The sequence below is a fragment of the Ruegeria sp. AD91A genome, assembly GCF_003443535.1.
GTDB lineage: Bacteria > Pseudomonadota > Alphaproteobacteria > Rhodobacterales > Rhodobacteraceae > Ruegeria.
Genome location: NZ_CP031946.1, coordinates 1,209,883 through 1,228,246 on the forward strand (window position 1 = coordinate 1,209,883; position 18,364 = coordinate 1,228,246).

Here is an 18,364-nt window from a genome sequence, read left to right on the forward strand (position 1 = left end):
CTACTCCGCCGCCACTCGATCCGGGTTGAGCATGGTTTTCAGGTATCTACCGGTATGGCTGCGTTCGATTTGAGCGATCTCTTCGGGTGCACCAACGGCTACGATCTCACCACCACCGTCGCCGCCTTCAGGCCCGATGTCGATGATATGATCGGCGGTTTTCACAACGTCCAGATTATGCTCGATCACCACGACGGTATTGCCCTGATCCACCAATTCATGAAGCACTTCCAATAACTTACGCACATCTTCGAAATGCAGACCTGTGGTTGGCTCGTCCAGGATATAGAGCGTTCGCCCGGTTGACCGTTTTGACAGTTCTTTGGACAGTTTCACGCGCTGCGCCTCACCACCCGACAGCGTGGTCGCCTGTTGACCCACCTTGATATAGCCAAGACCCACGCGGGCCAGCGCATCCATCTTGTCGCGGATTGATGGCACGGCCTTGAAAAATTCCTGCGCGTCTTCCACCGTCATATCAAGCACATCCGCAATGGACTTGCCCTTGAACTTGATCTCAAGCGTTTCGCGATTGTACCGCGCGCCTTTGCAGGTTTCGCAGGTGACATAGACGTCAGGAAGGAAGTGCATCTCGATCTTGATGACGCCGTCCCCCTGACACGCCTCGCACCTTCCCCCCTTGACGTTGAAGCTGAAACGACCCGGCTTGTATCCCCGCGCTTTCGCCTCGGGCAGTCCGGCAAACCAGTCGCGGATCGGGGTGAAGGCCCCGGTATAGGTTGCAGGGTTCGACCGCGGAGTCCGCCCGATCGGGCGCTGGTCAATATCGATAACCTTGTCCAGATGCTCCAATCCCTTGATGGTTTCACATGGTGCAGGTGTCTGCCGCGCACCGTTCAACCGCATCGAAGCCGTCTTGAACAACGTCTCAATCGTCAAGGTCGACTTACCGCCACCAGATACACCAGTGACACAAACGAACTTGCCCAAGGGAAACTCGGCCGTAACGTCCTTGAGATTGTTGCCCGAAGCCTTTACGACCGTTACCTTTTTCTTGTTTCCCTTGCGCCGATCGGCGGGCACTGGAATCTCGCGCAGACCCGACAGATACTGCCCCGTGATCGAGGCCGCGTCCGCTGCTATCTGCTCGGGCGTGCCGTGGCTGACCACCTGCCCGCCATGCACGCCCGCACCGGGGCCGATGTCGAACACGTAATCTGCTTCGCGGATGGCTTCCTCGTCATGCTCGACAACAATCACGGTGTTGCCCTGATCCCGCAGATTCTTGAGCGTATCCAGCAACCGGTCATTATCACGTTGATGCAAGCCGATTGAGGGCTCGTCCAATACATAAAGAACCCCGGTCAGGCCCGAGCCGATCTGGCTTGCCAGACGAATACGCTGACTTTCGCCGCCAGACAGCGTTCCACTTGAACGAGACAGCGTAAGGTATTCCAAACCAACGTTATTCAGAAATCCCAAGCGCTCTCGAATTTCCTTGAGGATTGCGCGGGCAATCTCATTCTTCTGAGCACTCAGGTGGTTCGGGGCATCCTCAATCCAGGCCAGCGCTTCGCGGATGGACATTTGGACAACCTGACCGACGTGCAGCCCGGCGATCTTCACTGCCAAGGCTTCGGCCCGCAGACGATACCCTTCGCAGGTGCCGCATGGACGGTTATTTTGGTACCGCTCAAATTCCTCACGTATCCACGCGCTGTCGGTTTCGCGATAACGTCGTTCCATATTCGGTATCACGCCCTCGAAACTGCGCGTCACCTGATACACCCGTCCGCCTTCGTCATAGCGGAACTGGATTTCCTCATCGCCCGAGCCCCGCAGGAACACCTGCTGCACATTGCTGGGCAGGTCTTTCCAGGGCGTATTTTTGTCAAACTCATAATGGCGCGCGATGGCTTCGATTGTCTGAAGGAAATACGGAGACTTGCCTTTCCTCCATGGCGCCAAGGCCCCGTCATACAGCTTCAGCGTTTGATCCGGCACTACGAGACGCTCGTCAAAAAACAGCTCTACCCCCAACCCATCACAATCCGGGCAGGCTCCGAATGGCGCATTGAACGAAAACAGACGTGGTTCAATCTCGGGAATGGTGAAACCACTGACCGGGCAGGCAAAGTTTTCACTGAACGTAATCCGTTCCGGATCACCCTCACGGGGTGCCGTTTCCAGTATTGCTATCCCATCTGCCAAATCCAGAGCGGTGCGCAGACTGTCGGCCAAACGCGTCTCCATCCCATCACGAACAACCAGACGGTCGACCACAACGTCGATGTCGTGACGGTATTTTTTGTCCAACGTCGGGGGCTGATCCAGCTCATAGAACTCACCATCCACCTTCACGCGCTGGAACCCCTGCTTGCGAAGCTCCAGGAATTCCTTCCGGTACTCACCTTTGCGGTCACGCACAATCGGGGCCAACAGATAGCCGCGCGTGCCCTCCTCCATCGTCATGATGCGGTCGACCATGTCCTGTACCTGCTGCGCCTCGATCGGCTGGCCTGTGGCCGGGCTGTACGGCGTGCCCGCGCGCGCAAAGAGCAGACGCAGATAATCGTAGATCTCGGTAACGGTCCCCACAGTCGAACGTGGGTTCTTGGAGGTCGTTTTCTGTTCAATCGAAATCGCAGGGGACAGACCACTGATATGATCGACATCGGGCTTTTCCATCATGTCGAGAAACTGCCGCGCATAGGCGGACAAGCTTTCGACGTAACGGCGCTGGCCTTCAGCATAAATCGTATCAAACGCCAGCGACGACTTGCCCGAACCAGACAGGCCTGTGATGACCACCAACTGATCCCGAGGGATATCGACGTCGATGCCCTTGAGGTTATGCTCGCGCGCGCCGCGCACCTCTATATTCTTCAGCTCAGCCATTTCCGGCCCCCAACAAACAAGTGGTTAAGAGATAGGCGAGCTTGCCCGAGTCTCCAACAGAAAAGTTAGAACATTTAGTGAACGTACAGATTTTCGCCGACCAAATCAAACTATGGTCATGGTATCGTCCAGTCCAACGCGAGACTTTCTGATCAACAGGTGTTTTTGAGAAGAAAATGGCGCGGTTGACGGGGCTCGAACCCGCGACCCCCGGCGTGACAGGCCGGTACTCTAACCAACTGAGCTACAACCGCGCATCTATTTCATGGCCTTTATCCTGGACCAAGGTTGGCAGCGGTGGCGCGGTTGACGGGGCTCGAACCCGCGACCCCCGGCGTGACAGGCCGGTACTCTAACCATCTGAGCTACAACCGCCCGCTGCATGTTCATTGCTGAACGTTTGGGTGTATTATGGCTACGGTGGGGCAGCGTCAAGCGGCGTTTTGCAGTTTTTTGTCAGAATCCAGTTTTTTGTTCACGAGGCGTTTTTTGCCCTTGCGAGCTTGTCAATTTCACTTGCGACGCACTCTTTGGAAAGCTATGACCGCGTGTCATGGGTGATTAGCTCAGTGGTAGAGCGCTTCGTTCACATCGAAGATGTCAGGAGTTCAAATCTCTTATCACCCACCATCTCCTTTTAAATTCTTTGCTTAGAACCAGCGGGCTTGCCACGTTGGGATTTCGGCGACTATCGTGACCTATTTGGCCCAATAATTGGCCATACGCGGAGGCCGAGGTCATCATGACGGGGTTAAAGCGAGACATCGGCCTATTAGGACTGACCTTCATTTCCGTTGGGGGAATCATAGGGTCGGGCTGGCTATTTGGCCCCCTACTTGCGGTTCAGCACGCGGGGCCGGCGGCTGTAATCTCATGGATTATTGGCGCGGTTGCCATGTTCATACTGGCAATCACCTTCGCCGAGATTTCCGCCATGCTTCCCATTCCGGGTGGGATTGCGCGCGTGCCACAGTTTTCGCATGGCAACATCGTGTCGATGGCCATGGGGTGGACGGCCTGGATTGGCTATAACACTACAGCGCCAATTGAAGTTGAGGCCATGCTGAAATACCTCGCGCCCTATGCGCCTTGGCTGCATACGGCTGAGACGGGCGATCTGACCGGAGCAGGCGTTTTCGTCGCGTTGGTTTTCATGCTGCTGTTCGTTGCGGTAAATGCACTTGGGGTCAAGTTCTTCACGCGTGTTAATGCGGTCCTTACTTGGGCAAAGATCGCTATACCTGTGGTTCTGTCCATTTTGCTTATCGCAAGTCGCTTCAAGGTTGAAAACTTCTCGCGACCAGATGGATTTGCCCCCTACGGTTTGCAAGGAATCATGGCCGCTGTTTCCACTGGAGGGATTATTTTTTCGTTCATTGGTTTTCGCCATGTGGTAGATATGGCTGGCGAAGTTCGAAATCCGAAGTTTGCCATTCCGGCCGCTTTGATATTGTCGATTGTCCTGTGCGCCGCCATTTACCTTGGTTTGCAAGTGGCTTTCATCGGCGCGCTCGACCCATCCATGCTTTCCAAGGGGTGGGCACAACTGAGTTTTGGTGGCGAAGGCCCTCTGGACGCAGTAATCACATCCGTCGGCTTGGTGTGGTTTCTGAGCCTGCTGAATGTCGGATCTGTAATAGGCCCCTTCGGCAATGGGCTGGTTTCAACCGGATCGAACGCGCGTATCGCCCTCGCCCTCTCCCAAAACGGGTTCCTGCCCAAACGATTGAAGGCCCTGTCGTCCTTTGGAGTCCCGTTATGGGCGCTGGCACTGAACTTTCTGATTGGAACGCTGTTCCTGCTAACGGTGCCTTTTACCACTGTTATTGCCCTGAACGGTGCGGCCATCGTCTTGTCATTTGCTGTCGGACCGGTTGCGGTGGTTTGTCTGCGGGATCTTTTACCCGACCATCCTCGGTCGATCCGCATACCGGCCGTTCGCCTTGTTGCGCTGTCGGCATTCGCCATTGCCACACTCATCGTCTATTGGAGCGGATGGGACACGGTCTGGCGGCTTGGCATCGCGCTGATCGTTGGGAAGGTTCTGTTGCTCGTCCGGTTCCGAAATCGTTTAGACGAAATGGACGTCACCGAAGCCTTGTGGCTGATGCCTTATTTTGCTGGTCTTGGGCTGATCTCGTTCCTAGGACAATTTGGAACCGGATCGTTGAAGCAAATTCCGTTTGGATGGGATATTCTGGTTTGCGTCCTGTTTTCATCAATCGTTTTCGTTCTTGCCGTTCGCTCAGCACTGTCACCGGAAAAGTTCAATGAATACATATCTGAAGAGGAGATAATTGATCCAAAGAAACCCGTAATTGGATTGTAAAAAGGCGGAGCAATTGCCCCGCCTTTTTCATTCATCCAACCTGTCTGCTCAGTGTGCAGTGGCTGATGGCACCGTCGCGTCAGAAGAGGCCGCTGCCGCTGCAGCGGCCTCCTCGGCCGCTTCGTCCCATTCAATAGGTTCCGGTGTACGAACCAGAGAATGCTCAAGAACCTCCGAGACGTGCTTGACCGGGATGATCTTCAATCCCTCCTTCACATTGTCAGGGATATCCGCCAGATCCTTTTCGTTTTCTTCCGGGATCAGGACCGTCTTGATACCACCGCGCAGCGCAGCCAGCAGTTTTTCTTTCAAACCCCCAATCGGCATTGCGTTCCCGCGCAACGAGACCTCGCCCGTCATGGCGATGTCCTTACGAACAGGAATACCTGTCAGAACCGACACGATGGATGTCACCATCGCCAGACCCGCCGACGGACCATCCTTGGGCGTTGCGCCATCGGGCACGTGCACGTGGATGTCGATCTTGTCGAACTGCGGCGGCTTCACTCCGATCTTGGGAGAAATCGACCGCACATAAGACGAAGCCGCATCGATGGACTCTTTCATCACATCGCCTAGCTTACCGGTTGTCTTCATCCTACCCTTACCGGGCAGCTTCAACGCCTCGATATGCAGCAGATCGCCCCCAACCGAGGTCCATGCCAAACCGGTCACGACACCAACCTGATCGTCCTGCTCGGCCAGACCGTAACGGAACTTTGGCACCCCCAGGAACTTATCGAGGTTTTCTGGCGTGACCGTAACGGTTTCCGCCTCTTTCTTGATGATCTTGGTCAGCGACTTCCGTGCCACCTTGGCGATTTCACGCTCGAGGTTCCGCACGCCAGCCTCGCGGGTATAGGTGCGGATTATCTTTTGCAGCGCCTCCTCGGTCAGTTCAAATTCCTTGGCTTTCAGACCATGGTTTTTGACCTGCTTGGCGATCAGGTGTTGCTTGGCGATCTCTCTTTTTTCGTCCTCGGTATAGCCGGCCAGAGGAATGATCTCCATCCGGTCCAGCAGTGGCCCTGGCATGTTGTAGCTGTTGGACGTGGTCAGGAACATCACGTTGGACAGGTCATATTCGACCTCAAGGTAGTGATCCATGAACGTGCTGTTTTGTTCCGGGTCCAACACTTCCAGCATCGCCGAAGCCGGATCACCACGGAAATCCTGCCCCATCTTGTCGATCTCATCGAGCAGAATGAGAGGGTTCGTGGTTTTCGCCTTTTTCAGCGCCTGAATGATCTTCCCGGGCATCGACCCGATATATGTCCGGCGGTGCCCCCTGATTTCGGATTCGTCACGTACGCCACCCAGGCTGATACGAATGAATTCGCGCCCGGTCGCCCGCGCAACGGACTTACCAAGCGAGGTTTTACCCACGCCCGGAGGGCCCACGAGGCACATGATCGGGCCTTTCAGCTTTTTCGAACGCTGCTGAACGGCCAGATATTCAACGATCCGCTCCTTGACCTTCTCAAGGCCGTAGTGATCGGCATCCAGAATGTCTTGCGCGCGCGCCAAGTCCTTTTTGACGCGGGATTTGGTACCCCACGGCAGAGACAGAATCCAGTCCAGATAGTTGCGTACAACCGTGGCTTCGGCCGACATGGGCGACATGTTCTTGAGCTTCTTCAGCTCGCCTTCCACCTTTTCCAGCGCTTCCTTCGACAGCTTGGTCTCAGCGATTTTGGCTTCCAGCTCCGCAATTTCATTGCTGCCATCCTCGCCATCGCCTAGCTCTTTCTGAATGGCCTTCATCTGCTCATTCAGATAGTACTCTCGCTGGGTCTTCTCCATCTGAGATTTGACACGGGTCTTGATCTTTTTCTCGACCTGCAAAACCGACATTTCGCCCTGCATCAGGCCATAGACTTTTTCAAGCCGCTCGCTGACGCTGAGCGTTTCCAGCAGGTCCTGCTTTTGTTCGACCTCGATGCCCAGATGGCCCGACACAAGGTCGGCCAGTTTTGCCGGCTCGGTGGTTTCACCCACGGCCGTCAGCGCTTCTTCGGGGATGTTCTTACGCACCTTGGCATAGCGTTCGAACTCGTCCGCGACGGTGCGCAACAGGGCTTCGGTCGTGGTAACGTCTCCCGGAATCTCGGTCAGATATTCCGACCGCGCTTCGAAAAACTCTTCGTTTTCAAGAAACTCGGTGATCTGTACGCGCGCTTGCCCTTCGACAAGCACCTTGACGGTGCCATCGGGCAGTTTCAGCAGTTGCAGCACATTGGCCAGAACGCCGGACCGGTAAATACCGTCCTCATCCGGGTCATCGACGCCCGGATCAATCTGGCTGGACAACAGAATTTGTTTGTCGTCCTGCATCACCTCTTCCAGCGCGCGGACGGATTTGTCTCGGCCCACGAAGAGCGGCACGATCATATGCGGGAACACCACAATATCGCGCAGCGGCAGAACGGGGTATGAGGAGTTTAGAGGCTCTTGCATGCTCTATCCTTATCGTTGGCAAGATGGCGCTTGTCCCTCATCGAGGCAACATCCGGCCATCTCCTGTCTTGGACGATAAAGGTGGGGCCTCATCGCCCTTTTTCAACCTTACCGCCATGTAATGTGTTTCAGCATGAACCGAGGTTTTCGGGACTGCAAGATGTCCCGGGGACATATCCACCGAAATTAGTGTGACATGCGTATGCAATGCGCAATTCCAGGGTCAGAAAACCCGCTGCACCGCCCGAGACAGAAAAAACCCGCGGCCGTCCCGGTTGCGACATTCCAGACCTTTTGTGGAAGAGCTGCAGGTAAATCCTCCGAACCGACCGGTGACGCCGTAATCCGCACGGTCGAATCCGTCCTGGTTCCGATTTAGCGGCTGGCACAGCATTTCCACAGGGCCGGTATCGAACATCAGGAAGTCATGCCCCCAGTCAGTTTGACAATTCGCGGGGCGTGGCATCGCTGGTGGGCCGTATTTTTCAATAATCGTGCACTGGATGTCCGATGAATCCGCGCTTTCTCCCACCGAACACTGAATGTTTTCGGATGGGGTTTCAAAAGTCCAGACGTCTGAAATTGCAGGAGTAGCGCAAAAAACCACTGCGCCGAGGAAAAAGCGAAACATGAAAAACTCTCCGGGTCGCGAACGAAAATGGCATTGCTTGAAGTGGTTTCAGGATACCGAAAAACCAAGCAAATGTCACCCGAATGGACCGGTTACAGGGGCTCGATATTGCCCTGCGCGCGTTGCGCATGGAACTCGGCCTGCCACGCATCAAAGGTGCCCTCAGCAATCGCGTCCCGCATGCCCTGCATGATTTCCTGAAAGTAATGAAGGTTGTGCCAGGTCAGCAACATACCCGAGATCATCTCGTTGGCGCGGAACACATGGTGCAAGTAGGCGCGTGAGTAATTCGCGCAGGCCGGGCATGAACATTTCTCATCCAGCGGGCGCGGATCGTCTGCATGGCGAGCGTTCTTGATGTTCACGACGCCATAGCGGGTGAACACCTGACCGGTACGACCTGAACGGGACGGCAAGACGCAATCCATCATGTCGATCCCTCGCGCCACTGCTCCGACTATATCATCCGGCTTGCCAACGCCCATCAGGTAACGCGGCTTGTCCACGGGCAGGAAATCGGGGGCATAATCGAGGCAGTCAAACATGGCCTCCTGCCCCTCGCCCACAGCCAAGCCGCCAACGGCGTAGCCTTCGAAGCCAATAATCTTCAACGCCTCGGCGCTTTCTTCCCGCAGGTCCTGCTCAAGACCACCCTGCATGATACCGAACAGAGCATGCCCCGGGCGATCCCCGAATGCGTCACGGGACCGCTCTGCCCAACGCATCGACAAACGCATGGATTCGGCGATCCGGTCACGATCTGCGGGCAACGCGGGGCATTCGTCAAAGCACATCACGATGTCGGAACCAAGAAGGCGTTGAATTTCCATTGACCGTTCAGGTGTCAGCTCGTGTTTCGACCCATCGATATGGGATTTGAAGGTCACACCCTTTTCGGTCAGCTTGCGCAAACCGGCCAGCGACATGACCTGAAACCCCCCCGAGTCCGTCAGAATGGGACGGTCCCAGTTCATGAATTTGTGTAACCCGCCCAGACGATCAATCCGTTCGGCCGTGGGACGCAACATAAGATGATAGGTGTTGCCCAGCAGAATATCGGCCCCTGTGGCACGGACGCTTTCGGGCATCATCGCCTTGACTGTCGCCGCGGTACCAACTGGCATGAAGGCAGGTGTACGCACTTCGCCACGCGGTGTGTTGATAACACCGGTACGGGCCTTGCCGTCTGCTGCCTTGAGCTCGAAAGAGAATTGCTGGGTCATGTCATCGCCTCGGATCGCCGAACCGGGCAGGATTTGCCCGATCCGATCGGTCTTTGCAACCCGTCAGGGCAAGGACGCAACACGTTCGGTAAACAGACGCACGACCCCTACCCCATCCACATCGCGACAAACACGAACCACTGGACGATCCGGGTCAGGTTGCGTCGCACCCATCCGATCGCCTTCCGTCACAACACGCAGTCCGGTTTCGACCATGTCGAACATCGCTCCGTGCGAGCAGGCGATCACAGCAGTTGAATCATGCAGGCCGCATCCTTCCAATCCGCCGATTTTTTTGTAGAATTCCAGGTAGAAGCGAGAGATGTCTCGCAGAAAAGATCCCATGTTGGGCGATTTTTGCGCCAAGGCTTCGAAATCTGCAGTCTCGTACAGCGTCTTCAGGGTAACGTCCAAACCAACCAGAACCGTTTCGGGCGGAGCGGAAAAGACCTCGTCTGCTGCAATGGCATCATGATAAATATTGGCTTCGGCATGTTCGGTGATGTTGCCCGAGCAGTACACGGCACCGCCCATGATCACCAACCGGCCAAGATTACCGGAAAATTCCGGGTCCAACCGCATTGCGTTGGCAATGTTGGTCAGCGGTCCGACCGCACACAGGACCAACTCATCTTTATACATCCGGGCCATCTCAACCAGGAACTCTGCGGCCGGAAGATCGTGGTTTAATCCTAACTCGGGGACCTCGGTGAAATCGCCAAACCCTTCCGGGCCGTGCACATGTTCAGACGGTGCATGACTATCAGTCCCCAGCGGGAATGAGGCCCCTTCTGCAACCGGAAGGTCCAGACCCAGCTTGTCCAGCAAGAACCGGGCATTGCGGCTGGACTGGTGAACATGTGTGTTGCCGAACACCGTGGTCAGGCCGATCAGGTCAAATTCAGACGCAGCGGCGGCATAAGCGATCGCCATGGCATCGTCGATGCCTGGATCCGTATCGATAATCAATTTCATCCCCGCCCGATACCGCAAACAAGCTGGGATGCAAAGCAGTCACAGCAGTTCAGTTCAATGCTGAATTCCCATAGTGAGGCGTTTGCGTCTGGCGGTTTTCCCTCCATACCAGAGTTGAAATCCCGCGACTCAATCCCCACATGTATACAATTGTACACAATAAAAAGAGGACAGAATGACCGAAGATCAGATCATCGGACTGCTTTCGTCAAACATCATTTACCTGCTGGCCGCCGTGCTGGTGGTCATCGTTATTCTCAAGGGCATCAAGATCGTTCCGCAATCCGAAAAATATGTTGTAGAACGGTTTGGAAGACTGCACTCGGTGCTTGGCCCTGGCATCAATTTCATTGTTCCGTTTCTGGACGTCGCCCGCCACAAGATCTCGATCCTCGAACGGCAGTTGCCGAATGCAACGCAAGACGCGATCACCAAGGATAACGTTCTGGTGCAGATCGACACCTCTGTCTTTTACCGCATTCTCGAACCGGAAAAGACAGTCTATCGAATCCGCGATGTTGATGGTGCGATTGCAACCACTGTTGCTGGTATCGTTCGCGCCGAGATCGGCAAGATGGATCTGGACGAGGTACAGTCGAACCGCGCCCAGTTGATCACACGGATTCAGGAAAGCGTCGAAACTGCTGTGGATGACTGGGGGATTGAAGTCACCCGGGCCGAGATTTTGGATGTAAATCTGGATCAGGCCACCCGCGATGCCATGCTGCAACAGCTGAACGCGGAACGTGCCCGCCGCGCGCAGGTGACCGAAGCCGAAGGTCAGAAACGTGCCGTCGAATTGCACGCTGATGCCGAGCTGTACGCGGCAGAACAAACCGCCAAGGCACGACGCATTCAGGCCGAGGCCGAGGCATACGCGACTGGCGTCGTCGCCAAGGCCATTCAGGAGAATGGCATCCAAGCTGCCCAGTATCAGGTTGCGCTGAAGCAAGTTGAAGCCCTTAATGCGCTGGGCAACGGATCTGGAAAACAAACAATCGTCGTGCCCGCCAACGCACTTGAAGCCTTTGGCGATGCGTTCAAAATGCTCAAAGGAGGTAGATGATGGCTGATCCCTTTTGGCTGACCTGGTGGATCTGGCTGGCGGCCGCGCTGGCACTGGGGATCCTGGAAATCGTTCTGCCCGGGTTCATCTTTCTGGGCTTTGCGATCGGAGCCGCGATCACCGGTCTTATCCTCGTCATCCCCGGAATGACAATGTCGTTGCATGTTCTCGCGCTGATCTTCGCAGTGCTTTCGTTGATCGCATGGCTTGTCCTGCGCAAGCTCTTCGCCTTGCCGCACGGCCAGGTCAAAACCTTCACCCATGACATCAATGACTAAGACATAGTGACGCTCACCCGAGCGTCACTCCCCTACTGGACGCTGTTGCAGGTATTCCCTATATAATCACTCAGGCAACTGACCCGAGGCAAAGATGACTCACCCGAGCGAACAGTTTGAAGGCACCCCGCTTATTGCGCCGTCAACGATTGAACACCCGCTTTACGAGGCCGTGGTCGAAGCGTGCCGCACAGTTTATGACCCTGAAATTCCGGTCAACATCTACGACCTGGGCCTGATCTATACGATTGACATTGCTGCGGACAACGCAGTGAAGGTCATCATGACCCTTACGGCGCCCGGATGTCCGGTCGCGGGCGACATGCCCGGCTGGATTGTCGAGGCAATCGAACCCGTTGCAGGTGTCAAAGAAGTTGATGTCGAACTGACATGGGAGCCGCCCTGGGGCATGGAGATGATGTCGGATGAGGCCCGTCTGGAACTGGGCTTTATGTAGAACCCAGGCACTTCATTTCAGCCAACTGTCACGAAACATTAGTATTTTCGTCACGCATTCGTGCAGCACCTGTCACAATCCTGACAGATAATACCTGTGGTTGGCATTGAAGAATGCTGTATCGAAGGCTGGGTGTGTTATGACCGCCCCCCGGATTCCTGGCCCAATAACATGGACCGTTCTTGCCCGAGAACGGTCCCTTTTTTCCGCTCTCATAACGGCGGTCAATTCAGATTGCAGGTTTCCTTGATTTCAGCGGCTCTGGCGTCCAGTTGTTTGATGTAATCTCCCGACAGCATTTGCAGTCTTTTTTGCTCGGTACCAGTGACCAGCCCAAGCAGAGCGCCGGCAGGAGTGATGGCGGCAATGCTTTCCAGTTGCATGTCTTCTGCGTGTTTCTTTTCCGACGCAATGGCACGCAAATCCCCTTCTGCCGTTGCACAATTCACCGGATGCCGTTCAGATCCCGTCGTGGCCCAAGCTTGGAAGGACATCACACACACGCTTACGGAAAAAAGTGCGGTCGCAAGAAAACTTACTTTAACTTTCGTATCTAAATAATTCATATTTATACCACTTCATGTCATGCTATTAATTCAGGCAGGGTTCCAAAACCTCATAAGATCGATGCTAACCACGCCTCCCGTACCAAGGCAAGTTAACGGATCGGCGACCCGGAAACATTATGCTTAACAGCGAATTCACATTCTTTACACCACATTGCCTTGAGCCCGAGGAGCTTGGACCCTAGATTGGGTGTAACGCGCGACAACGGAGACTTACATGTTCGGCATCCCCGGCAAACAGGCTGTTACCATGACGCCCAAAGCCGCAGAGCAGATTACCCGCCTGATGAATTCAGGCGGTCACGCTGGTTTGCGCATTGGTGTCAAGAAAGGCGGCTGTGCAGGCATGGAATACACCATGGAGTATGTCGATCAGGCAGATCCTCATGACGAAGTCGTCGAGCAAGATGGTGCACGCATCATGATTGCTCCAATGGCTCAGATGTTTCTGTTCGGAACCGAGATCGATTACGAAGTGTCGTTGTTGGAAGCCGGCTTCAAATTCAAGAACCCGAACGTCGTCGATGCCTGTGGCTGCGGAGAATCGATCAAGTTCGACGAAAACATCGCCCAACAAAGCTAAGCCCGCCTCACAACACGACATCTGAGCGGCGCAAGAAGGCTCAATCGTTGATTTCTGCTCCCGAAGTCATCCGTCGAGCAGAATTGTAAGATGGTCCCGACAATGCTATCCGCATCCCTAAATCACCGGATGATCAGGGAGATACCAATATGCGGCGGAAGCTGGCGGCTGGAAACTGGAAAATGAATGGGACCGGCGCTGAGCTGGGTGAGTTGAAGGCGCTGTCTCAGAGCCATCCCAAGGCATCGGTCGACATCCTGATTTGTCCCCCGGCCACATTGCTCAGCCGCGCATCAATTGCCGTTCAGGGAACCGCTATCTCTGTTGGTGGTCAGGACTGTCATGCAGCGAAATCCGGCGCGCATACCGGAGATATCAGTGCCGATATGCTGGTGGATGCCGGAGCAACATCGGTCATTCTGGGCCATTCCGAACGGCGCGTGGACCACGGCGAGCATGACGAAGATGTGCGGGCCAAAGCGCGTGCGGCGATGGATGCGGGCCTGAAGGCGATCATCTGCGTCGGCGAAAGCCTTGAGCAACGGGAGGCGGCCAATACACTCGACATCATTGGCGGCCAGATGTCCGGCTCGATTCCGGATCAGTCAACCGGCGAGAACCTGATCGTCGCGTATGAACCGATCTGGGCAATTGGCACCGGCAAAGTTCCGACATTGGAAGAAATCGGGGAAGTTCACGACTTCATGCGCGCCCGGCTGGAGCGTCGCTTTGGCGAAGGCGTGGGCCGTTCCGTCCGTCTGCTCTATGGTGGCTCGGTGAAGCCCGGCAATGCGGCGGACATCTTTGCAGTTTCCAATGTCGATGGCGCACTTGTAGGCGGTGCCAGCCTGAAGGCGTCAGAGTTTTCGGGCATCATTCAAGCGTTGGAAAGCGTCTGAACCCGGGCTTTATTCCGCAATATCTTCGGCCCAAAAAACGGTCTTTTTTCATGTGTGTCCCGCTCCCTGACGACGCGCTCAGGCTTGGCCTAAGGCTTCAGGCCAGCTTCATCACCACAAGGCCTGTCACGATCAGAACCGCCGCAGCAAATCGTGCGGGCGTCAGTGCTTCACCCAAAAACAGAACGCCGACGCTGAACGCCCCCACTGCGCCGATCCCAGTCCAGATCGTGTAGGCGGTGCCCAACGGCAAATCGCGCATTGCCAGCGCCAACAGCCCGAAAGAGCCTATCATCGAAACGCCCATCACGGCCGTTGGCCACAATCGGGTGAACCCGGCTGATTGCTTCATGGCAACCGCCCATACGATTTCCAGAAGACCGGCAAACAAAAGAAATATCCAGGGCATAAGGCAACCTCGTATCCGTTCGGGTCGTCCCGAATGATGTTCCAGAAAGGAGAGGTCGTCCTCTGAACCCCAGATAGGAACCCTGCACTTGGTTTCAAGATGCAAAAAAGCCGGGCGGTCGAACCCCCCCGGCTTTGTTCATTGTCGGACCATCTAATTGGTTATTATTTCCGGTCCCATGAAGGTGTTGGGCAGGAAGGTCGATATCCACGGAATATACGTCACCATGATCAGGAAAACGAAGAGCACGGCCAGGAACGGCAGCGCCGCCCTCACAACACTCATCATCGGCATACCCGCAACGCCCGAGGTCACGAACAGGTTCAGACCAACCGGAGGTGTGATCATCCCGATTTCCATGTTCACCACCATGATGATACCCAGATGGATCGGATCAATGCCCAGCTCGATGGCAATCGGGAACACCAGAGGCGCAACGATCACCAACAGGCCCGACGGCTCCATGAACTGACCGCCGATCAGCAGGATCACGTTCACCACAATCAGGAAAGCGACCGGACCAAGGCCCGCCGACAGCATCGCCTCGGCAATATGCTGCGGTACTTGCTCGTCGGTCAGAACATGCTTGAGGATCAGAGCGTTGGCGATGACAAACAGCAGCGTGACAGTCAGTTTCCCAGCCTCAAACAGAGTATGCTTGGTGTCCGGATGGAAGAACGCTGTGATCAGCGCATAGGGTTTTTTGAGCAGCGGCAGATTCTGCACACCTTCTTCCGTGCTCAACGGTCCCATGTCTTTGTACACAAAGCTGGCAATGAAGAACGCATAGACGGCAGCAACGGCAGCGGCTTCGGTCGGTGTAAAGATACCGCCATAAATACCGCCCAGAATGATCACGATCAGGAACAGGCCCCAACCGGCCTCGCGGGCTGAGGTAAAGACCTCTCCCCAGCCTTTCCATTCGCCTTTGGGCAGGTTCTTGACCTTGGCCATGACATAGATGGTGATCATCAGCATCAGCCCTGCCATCAGACCGGGAATAACACCCGCAAGGAACATGCGTCCAACCGAGACCTCAACGGCTGCAGCATAAACGACCATCACGATGGACGGAGGGATCAGAATGCCCAACGTACCCGCGTTACAGATCACACCGGCGGCGAACTCCTTGGAGTAACCCACCTGGCGCATTCCCGCGATGACGATCGAACCGATGGCGACCACGGTCGCCGGGGAAGACCCGGACAGTGCTGCGAAAAGCATACAGGCAAACACGCCGGCGATCGCAAGACCGCCGGGCAAATGCCCGACACAGGCGATTGAGAACCGGATGATCCGCCGTGCCACACCGCCGGTCGTCATGAAAGACGAGGCCAGAATGAAGAACGGGATCGCCAGAAGGGTAAAATGCCCTTCGAACGCCTCGAACAACGTACCCGCGACCGAGGCCAACGAACTATCAGAATAGATCAGCAGGAACAGTGTCGAGCTGAGGCCAAGCGCAACTGCAATCGGAACACCGATCAGCAACAGGCCAATGACCATCGAGAAAAGAAGAATGACGTCCATCAGTTGTGCTCTCCCTGCTGAGCGCGGACTTCTTCGATCTCGTCCTCGACTTCGTGGCTGGCGACAAGGCGATCCGTTTCACCACGCCAGATCTGAACGGCGACCTGGGTGAACCGGATCACCAGCAGCAGCATCGACACCGGCAGCACCAGATATGGCACCACCTTGGGAAGCTTTTCATACCCTTCGCCATAGTTGATCAGATCTTCCAGAAACCGCAGCGGAGCGACCATTGGGATATCGTCCACTTCGTAGAAGCTCTGGCTGCGGGCGTCGAAATTGAACCCTGTCGGGAACCAGCGTCCGGATGTTGGCGGCAGATCCGCGAAGACGGCCCAGTAATCATAAGCGCCTTTCAGCAACAGCAACGAGAACACCAGGCAGCACCCCACAGCGATCAGCGCAAGAACGCGACGTGGCGCCGGGGCCAGCATGTTCAGGATTGCGTCCACGCCCAAATGAGAGTGTTTCTTGACCGCATACGAAGCGCCAAGCAGCACCAGCCAGCCGAAAGTGAATACAGTCAGCTCAAGCGCCCACAGGATATTGGAATTGAAAACAAACCGCGCGATTACGTTGGCAAATGTCACGACCGTCATCAGGCCCAACAGCAACGCAATCAGGGTTTCTTCGATATGGTCGACCAGCCCGCCTTGGCCGGATTTCGCACCAGACATCTCTCTGTCCCCACAATTTTATTGATGAGAAGGGTTGGGGCGGGCTTGTTCAGCCCGCCCGGCCAGCGCGTCGATAACTCCCCAGTCCCCGGACGCGTGACCTTATCCGGATCAGAACCCGGCGTTGATTGCCTGCGCGGCGTCGATTTTGTCCTGACCGACGTCACCAGCGAACTGGTCCCAAACGGGTTTCATCGTATCAACCCAGGCCTGACGCTGTTCAGGGTTCAGTTCACGAATGATACCACCTGCGTCTGTAATCGACGCTTTGGCTGCTTCGTTCACGGAAAAGGCTTCTTTGTTTCGCGCCTCGGTCACTTCGGCCAGAATGGTCAGGAACTGATCGCGCACTTCCGGATCCAGGCTGTCCAACCAGTCCACAGAGGTTACAACCAGATAGTCGATGATGCCGTGGTTGGTTTCAGTGATGCCGTCCTGCACTTCGAAGAATTTCTTGCCATAGATATTCGACCAGGTGTTTTCCTGCCCATCCACAACACCCTGCTGCAGAGCGCCGTAAACTTCCGAGAACGCCATTTTCTGCGGGCTGCCACCGATGGCCTCCATCTGTGCCACCAGAACGTCCGAAGATTGTACACGGAACTTCAGGCCGTTAGCGTCCGACGGATCGAGCAGCGGCTTGTTCGCCGACATCTGCTTCATGCCGTTGTGCCAGAAGGCCAGCCCCTGCAGACCACGGCGCTGCATGCTGTCCTTCATGGCCTGACCATCAGCCGAAGCCTGGAATGCATCCACAGCGTCGATGTTCTTGAACATGAACGGCAGGTCAAACAGGCGGAACTGCTTGGTGAACTTTTCGAACTTCGACAGCGAGGGTGCGGCCAGCTGAACATCGCCCTGCAACATCGCCTCCAGCACCTTGTCGTCGTTGTAGAGGGTTGAGTTCGGATAGACCTCCACGCACATCACGCCGTTCATCTCGTCGTTGACGCGCTGTTCCAGCAGCGATGCGGCGATGCCCTTGGGGTGTTTGTCGGTGTTGGTCACATGCGCGAACTTGACGACGATCTCACCATCGTCACAGGCTGCCAAACCTGCGGTGGCTGTGACTGTCAGCGCAAGAGCGGTTGCTGCCGTTGTCAGGAATTTCATCTGTCTTTTCCTCCCAGACTTCCTTGAAACTATCCTTCGACACCAGGTCGGTATCGGATGCAGCGAAGTGAAACGAATCAACGCGATCCGCTCAATGATTTGTTCCCCGCCTTTCGATTTTCCATTTTACGCTTTTATTTCAGTGTGTTTAACCGTGAATTGAAACGATCCTCCGACGCACTCAAATCCCGAGTGCGAGATTCCGCACAGCAATTTTCCAGTTTGTGCGAAAACCCGCACACCCTCCGAATCAAGACAACCGAATCAATAGCTGCGAAACTGCAGTCCGCATTAGCGGGCTGCCTGGCCCAA

The 18,364-nt window shown here is 55.5% G+C and carries 16 protein-coding genes and 3 tRNA genes; 7 read left to right on the forward strand and 12 right to left on the reverse strand.

Going from position 1 to position 18,364, the window contains the following annotated elements:
- From uvrA to D1823_RS06125, 3 genes are all read right to left on the reverse strand, one after another.
- Nucleotides 1-2,859 carry an excinuclease ABC subunit UvrA gene (uvrA, locus tag D1823_RS06115; RefSeq protein ID WP_117869079.1) on the reverse strand — a complete coding sequence of 953 codons (2,859 nt, stop codon included), beginning with the start codon at nucleotides 2,857-2,859 and terminating at the stop codon, nucleotides 1-3.
- A gap of 177 nt (nucleotides 2,860-3,036) precedes the next feature.
- Nucleotides 3,037-3,113, reverse strand: a tRNA-Asp gene (locus D1823_RS06120).
- 44 nt (nucleotides 3,114-3,157) lie between these two features.
- A tRNA-Asp gene (locus tag D1823_RS06125) sits at nucleotides 3,158-3,234 on the reverse strand.
- A 180-nt stretch (nucleotides 3,235-3,414) separates the two neighbouring features.
- Between D1823_RS06125 and D1823_RS06130 the strand changes: the two genes are divergently transcribed.
- Nucleotides 3,415-3,489, forward strand: a tRNA-Val gene (locus tag D1823_RS06130).
- Between the two features lie 112 nt (nucleotides 3,490-3,601).
- The gene (locus D1823_RS06135) at nucleotides 3,602-5,188 is read left to right on the forward strand and encodes an APC family permease (RefSeq protein WP_117869080.1); all 1,587 of its coding nucleotides are present in this window, start codon (nucleotides 3,602-3,604) and stop codon (nucleotides 5,186-5,188) included.
- A gap of 48 nt (nucleotides 5,189-5,236) precedes the next feature.
- On the opposite strand, the gene lon is transcribed toward D1823_RS06135, so the two are convergent.
- The 4 genes from lon to D1823_RS06155 all read right to left on the reverse strand — a co-directional run bounded on the left by lon (nucleotide 5,237) and on the right by D1823_RS06155 (nucleotide 10,474).
- Nucleotides 5,237-7,645 carry an endopeptidase La gene (gene lon / locus D1823_RS06140; protein ID WP_117869081.1) on the reverse strand — a complete coding sequence of 803 codons (2,409 nt, stop codon included), beginning with the start codon at nucleotides 7,643-7,645 and terminating at the stop codon, nucleotides 5,237-5,239.
- Between the two features lie 223 nt (nucleotides 7,646-7,868).
- Entirely contained in the window at nucleotides 7,869-8,276 is a 408-nt protein-coding gene (locus D1823_RS06145; RefSeq protein WP_117869082.1) for a DUF6636 domain-containing protein, read from the reverse strand.
- A 92-nt stretch (nucleotides 8,277-8,368) separates the two neighbouring features.
- Nucleotides 8,369-9,499 carry a tRNA guanosine(34) transglycosylase Tgt gene (tgt, locus tag D1823_RS06150; RefSeq protein WP_117869083.1) on the reverse strand — a complete coding sequence of 377 codons (1,131 nt, stop codon included), beginning with the start codon at nucleotides 9,497-9,499 and terminating at the stop codon, nucleotides 8,369-8,371.
- A 63-nt stretch (nucleotides 9,500-9,562) separates the two neighbouring features.
- The gene (locus tag D1823_RS06155; RefSeq protein ID WP_117869084.1) at nucleotides 9,563-10,474 is read right to left on the reverse strand and encodes a nucleoside hydrolase; all 912 of its coding nucleotides are present in this window, start codon (nucleotides 10,472-10,474) and stop codon (nucleotides 9,563-9,565) included.
- Nucleotides 10,475-10,649: 175 nt separating this feature from the next.
- Here D1823_RS06155 and D1823_RS06160 point away from each other — a divergent pair, with 175 nt between their 5' ends.
- The 3 genes from D1823_RS06160 (at nucleotide 10,650) to D1823_RS06170 (ending at nucleotide 12,275) form a co-directional block, all read left to right on the forward strand.
- Nucleotides 10,650-11,540 carry an SPFH domain-containing protein gene (locus D1823_RS06160; RefSeq protein ID WP_117869085.1) on the forward strand — a complete coding sequence of 297 codons (891 nt, stop codon included), beginning with the start codon at nucleotides 10,650-10,652 and terminating at the stop codon, nucleotides 11,538-11,540.
- Nucleotides 11,540-11,818 (forward strand): NfeD family protein, encoded by a 279-nt coding sequence (locus D1823_RS06165; RefSeq protein ID WP_117872770.1) that lies wholly within the window; start codon nucleotides 11,540-11,542, stop codon nucleotides 11,816-11,818. Before D1823_RS06160 ends, D1823_RS06165 begins: the two co-directional genes overlap by 1 nt.
- 94 nt (nucleotides 11,819-11,912) lie before the next feature.
- Nucleotides 11,913-12,275 carry an SUF system Fe-S cluster assembly protein gene (locus tag D1823_RS06170; RefSeq protein ID WP_117869086.1) on the forward strand — a complete coding sequence of 121 codons (363 nt, stop codon included), beginning with the start codon at nucleotides 11,913-11,915 and terminating at the stop codon, nucleotides 12,273-12,275.
- 224 nt (nucleotides 12,276-12,499) lie between these two features.
- Here D1823_RS06170 and D1823_RS06175 read toward each other — a convergent pair whose 3' ends face one another.
- Nucleotides 12,500-12,841 (reverse strand): hypothetical protein, encoded by a 342-nt coding sequence (locus tag D1823_RS06175; RefSeq protein ID WP_117869087.1) that lies wholly within the window; start codon nucleotides 12,839-12,841, stop codon nucleotides 12,500-12,502.
- Between the two features lie 217 nt (nucleotides 12,842-13,058).
- Here D1823_RS06175 and D1823_RS06180 point away from each other — a divergent pair, with 217 nt between their 5' ends.
- The gene (locus D1823_RS06180) at nucleotides 13,059-13,424 is read left to right on the forward strand and encodes an iron-sulfur cluster assembly accessory protein (RefSeq protein ID WP_117869088.1); all 366 of its coding nucleotides are present in this window, start codon (nucleotides 13,059-13,061) and stop codon (nucleotides 13,422-13,424) included.
- 149 nt (nucleotides 13,425-13,573) lie between these two features.
- Nucleotides 13,574-14,323 (forward strand): triose-phosphate isomerase, encoded by a 750-nt coding sequence (gene tpiA / locus D1823_RS06185; protein WP_117869089.1) that lies wholly within the window; start codon nucleotides 13,574-13,576, stop codon nucleotides 14,321-14,323.
- A gap of 97 nt (nucleotides 14,324-14,420) precedes the next feature.
- On the opposite strand, the gene D1823_RS06190 is transcribed toward tpiA, so the two are convergent.
- The 4 genes from D1823_RS06190 to D1823_RS06205 all read right to left on the reverse strand — a co-directional run bounded on the left by D1823_RS06190 (nucleotide 14,421) and on the right by D1823_RS06205 (nucleotide 18,052).
- Nucleotides 14,421-14,732 carry a multidrug efflux SMR transporter gene (locus D1823_RS06190; RefSeq protein ID WP_117869090.1) on the reverse strand — a complete coding sequence of 104 codons (312 nt, stop codon included), beginning with the start codon at nucleotides 14,730-14,732 and terminating at the stop codon, nucleotides 14,421-14,423.
- Between the two features lie 153 nt (nucleotides 14,733-14,885).
- Nucleotides 14,886-16,262, reverse strand: coding sequence for a TRAP transporter large permease (locus D1823_RS06195; protein WP_117869091.1), 1,377 nt, complete (start codon nucleotides 16,260-16,262; stop codon nucleotides 14,886-14,888).
- Complete coding sequence (locus tag D1823_RS06200; RefSeq protein ID WP_117869092.1) at nucleotides 16,262-16,939, reverse strand: TRAP transporter small permease; 678 nt, start codon at nucleotides 16,937-16,939, stop codon at nucleotides 16,262-16,264. Before D1823_RS06200 ends, D1823_RS06195 begins: the two co-directional genes overlap by 1 nt.
- 111 nt (nucleotides 16,940-17,050) lie before the next feature.
- Nucleotides 17,051-18,052: a DctP family TRAP transporter solute-binding subunit gene (locus D1823_RS06205; RefSeq protein WP_117869093.1), complete on the reverse strand. Its 1,002-nt coding sequence runs from the start codon at nucleotides 18,050-18,052 to the stop codon at nucleotides 17,051-17,053.
- Nucleotides 18,053-18,364: the final 312 nt, after the last annotated feature.